Annotated in this window: 4 protein-coding genes and 1 pseudogene; all 5 read left to right on the top strand. The window is 66.4% G+C overall.

Annotated features, from left to right (window positions below):
* Nucleotides 1–464: pseudogene (gene glmU, locus C1I97_RS33575) on the top strand (bifunctional UDP-N-acetylglucosamine diphosphorylase/glucosamine-1-phosphate N-acetyltransferase GlmU); the annotation flags it as partial.
* A 92-nt stretch (nucleotides 465–556) separates the two neighbouring features.
* Nucleotides 557–1,531, top strand: a complete 975-nt coding sequence (locus C1I97_RS33570) for a ribose-phosphate diphosphokinase (protein WP_111006798.1) — start codon at nucleotides 557–559, stop codon at nucleotides 1,529–1,531.
* Between the two features lie 188 nt (nucleotides 1,532–1,719).
* Nucleotides 1,720–2,304, top strand: coding sequence for a 50S ribosomal protein L25/general stress protein Ctc (locus C1I97_RS33565; RefSeq protein WP_111006797.1), 585 nt, complete (start codon nucleotides 1,720–1,722; stop codon nucleotides 2,302–2,304).
* A 91-nt stretch (nucleotides 2,305–2,395) separates the two neighbouring features.
* Nucleotides 2,396–2,998: an aminoacyl-tRNA hydrolase gene (pth, locus tag C1I97_RS33560; protein ID WP_111006796.1), complete on the top strand. Its 603-nt coding sequence runs from the start codon at nucleotides 2,396–2,398 to the stop codon at nucleotides 2,996–2,998.
* A gap of 52 nt (nucleotides 2,999–3,050) precedes the next feature.
* The coding region (locus tag C1I97_RS33555; RefSeq protein ID WP_111006795.1) for a hypothetical protein at nucleotides 3,051–3,453 on the top strand (403 nt) is incomplete at its 3' end.

Raw genomic sequence — 3,453 nt, 5'->3', positions numbered from 1 at the left:
GTCCTGAGGCGTCGGTGGGGCCGTACGCGTATCTGCGGCCGGGGACGCGTCTGGGGCTGAGGTCCAAGGTGGGGACGTACGTCGAGACGAAGAACGCGTCGATCGGTGAGGGGACGAAGGTTCCTCATTTGTCGTATGTGGGGGACGCGACGATCGGTGAGTACACGAACATCGGTGCCGCGAGCGTGTTCGTGAACTACGACGGGCAGAGCAAGCATCACACGACGGTCGGTTCGCACTGCAAGACGGGTTCGGACAACATGTTTGTGGCGCCTGTCACGATCGGGGACGGTGCTTATACGGCCGCCGGCTCGGTGATCACGAAGGATGTGCCGTCCGGCGCGTTGGCCGTGGCCCGTGGCCAGCAGCGGAATATCGAGGGTTGGGTGGCTCGTAAGCGTCCGGGGAGTGCGGCGGCGAAGGCGGCCGAGGCGGCTGTTCCGAGGGGTGAGGGCGGGGCCTGACTGGAAACGGGGGCGCCAAACACGGCGTACCGTGATAAGCGCACACTCGTGTACGCCCCCACGCTGCGAACACCCTCTGAGGAGACACTGCTGTGACCGGGATCAAGACGACCGGCGAGAAGAAGATGATGTTCTTCTCCGGCCGCGCTCACCCCGAGCTTGCCGAGGAAATCGCCCAGGAGTTGGGTATCGAGGTCGTCCCGACGAAGGCGTTCGACTTCGCGAACGGTGAGATCTATGTGCGGTATCAGGAGTCGGCGCGTGGTGCCGACTGTTTTCTGATCCAGAGCCACACTGCTCCGATCAACAAGTGGATCATGGAGCAGTTGATCATGATCGATGCGCTGAAGCGCGCGTCGGCCCGTTCCATCACGGTCATCGTGCCGTTCTACGGTTACGCGCGGCAGGACAAGAAGCACCGGGGGCGTGAACCGATTTCGGCGCGTCTGATCGCGGATCTGATGAAGACGGCCGGCGCGACTCGTATCCTCGCCGTGGATCTGCACACGGATCAGATCCAGGGTTTCTTCGACGGGCCGGTGGATCACCTGTTCGCGCTGCCGCTGCTGGCGGACTACGTGGGCGCGAAGGTGGATCGTTCGAAGCTGACGATCGTGTCTCCGGACGCGGGCCGGGTGCGGGTGGCGGACCGTTGGTGCGACCGGCTGGGTGCGCCGCTGGCGATCGTGCACAAGCGGCGTGACCCGGATGTGGCGAACCAGGTCACGGTGCATGAGGTCGTCGGTGATGTGAAGGGCCGCATCTGTGTCCTGGTGGACGACATGATCGACACCGGTGGCACGATCTGTGCCGCGGCGGACGCGTTGTTCGCGCACGGTGCGGAGGATGTGATCGTGACGGCGACGCACGGTGTGCTGTCGGGTCCGGCGGCGGACCGGCTGAAGAATTCGAAGGTGAGCGAGTTCGTGATGACGAACACGCTGCCGACGCCGAACGAGCTGGAGCTGGACAAGATCAAGGTGTTGTCGATCGCGCCGACGATCGCGCGTGCGGTGCGTGAGGTGTTCGAGGACGGTTCGGTGACGAGCCTGTTCGACGAGCAGTGATGTTCGCGTCGTAGATCGTTTTGGGTGCGGCCTCCCGCTCCGAGTAGACTGCTGCAGTTGCTCGGCGAGGGAGGCCGTCCTCGTTTTCGGGGTTCGGCTGTCCGTTATCGACGCGCTCTTCGTAGCAGGCCGTTCGTGGCCGGGTGACTCCGTCTGTTTCCCGTGTACCTCTACGAGGAGTGAAGAGCATGTCCGAGGTGAAGATCTCCGCCGAGACGCGCACCGAGTTCGGCAAGGGTGCGGCGCGTCGTGTCCGCCGTGAGAACAAGGTTCCCGGTGTGCTGTACGAGCACGGCATGGTGCCGATCCACCTGGCGCTGCCGGGTCACGAGCTGCTGATGGCGCTGCGTACGTCGAACGTCCTGATCGCGCTGGACATCGACGGCAAGAGCACCGAGCTGGCGATTCCGAAGGCGGTGCAGCGTGACCCGCTGAAGGGTCACCTGGTGCACGTGGACCTGCTGATGGTCAAGCGGGGCGAGCGGGTCGTCGTCGAGATTCCGGTGGTGGCCGAGGGCGAGCTGGCCCCGGGCGGGAACCTGCTGGAGTACGTCATCTCCGCGCTGCCGGTGGAGGCCGAGGCCACGACCATTGCGGACCAGCTGACGGTGTCGGTGCAGGGCCTGGCGGCCGGTGCGGCGATCCTGGCGAAGGACATTCCGCTGCCGGAGGGTGTGAAGCTGGCCGTGGAGGGGGACACTCCGGTCCTGCAGATCCTGGCCGCGCAGGCCGAGGAGGCCGCGGAGGGCGAGGAAGGCGAAGAGGGCGTCTGAGCCCCCTGGCCGGAACTGTCGTCGTTTTTGCCAGCCGCTGCTTCTCCGGGTTTTCCGGGGGAGTGGCGGCTGGCGCCGTATGTGAGGAGACATGGACGTGACGACCGCCGCGAATGCCCCTTGGCTGGTTGTCGGGCTGGGCAATCCCGGTCCGGGGTATGCGATGAACCGGCACAACGTGGGGTTCATGGTGGTGGATCTGCTGGCCGACCGGATGGGGGGCCGGTTCAAGCGGGCGGCGAAGGCGCAGGCGCAGGTGATGGAGGGCCGGTTGGGTCCTTTGGGGCCGGGCGGTCGCCGGGTGGTGCTGGTGAAGCCGATGTCGTACATGAATCTGTCGGGTGGGCCGGTGAACGCGCTGCGGGACTTCTACAAGGTGCCGCTCGCCAACATCGTGGCGATCCATGACGAGCTGGACATCGACTACGGCGTGCTGCGGCTGAAGTTGGGGGGTGGCGACAACGGTCACAACGGCCTGAAGTCGATGACGAAGGCGATGGGTCCGGACTATCACCGGGTGCGGTTCGGGATCGGGCGTCCTCCGGGCCGTATGCAGGTGGCGGACTTCGTGCTGAAGGACTTCTCGTCGGCGGAGCGCAAGGAGCTGGACTACTTCGTGGACCGGGCGGCGGACTCGGTGGAGTGTCTGCTGGAGGAGGGGCTGGAGCGGGCGCAAAGCGCGTACAACTCCTGACTTGTCGCCTGTCGGATCCCTCTGAAGTTGACCGGCCGTAGGGGTATGGCCAATGATCCCCGCCATGCCTGCCGCCTCCGTTTCCCGTTCCCGTCAGGCCTCGTACGCCGCGCTCCGGTTCGGGCGGGTCGCGGCGACGGGTGTGGTGACGGCGCTGATTCTGATCGCGGGGGTGTGGGCGTCGTGGGACACCGCGCCGTACGTGATGCTGACCAAGGGGCGTGAGCTGGGCACGGTCACGGTGGCGGAGTGCGACGGCGCTGTGTGCACGGGGCCGTACACGCCCGTCTCGACGGGGTCGACGGCCCGGGAGCGGGTGGTGGTCGCCCCTACGGCGGCGGTGCGGAAGGGGCGTACGTACAGCGTCGTCGTGAAGCCGGGGACGGATCGGGTGCTGCGGTCGGGGCCGGCCCTTGGCGGCGAGCAGGTCGGCCACGGCCTCGGAGGAGAAGGCG

It is taken from the genome of Streptomyces sp. NTH33 (assembly GCF_003236365.1).
GTDB lineage: Bacteria > Actinomycetota > Actinomycetes > Streptomycetales > Streptomycetaceae > Streptomyces.
Note: the sequence above shows the minus strand (reverse complement) of the source record. Positions and strands in the feature narration are given on the sequence as shown.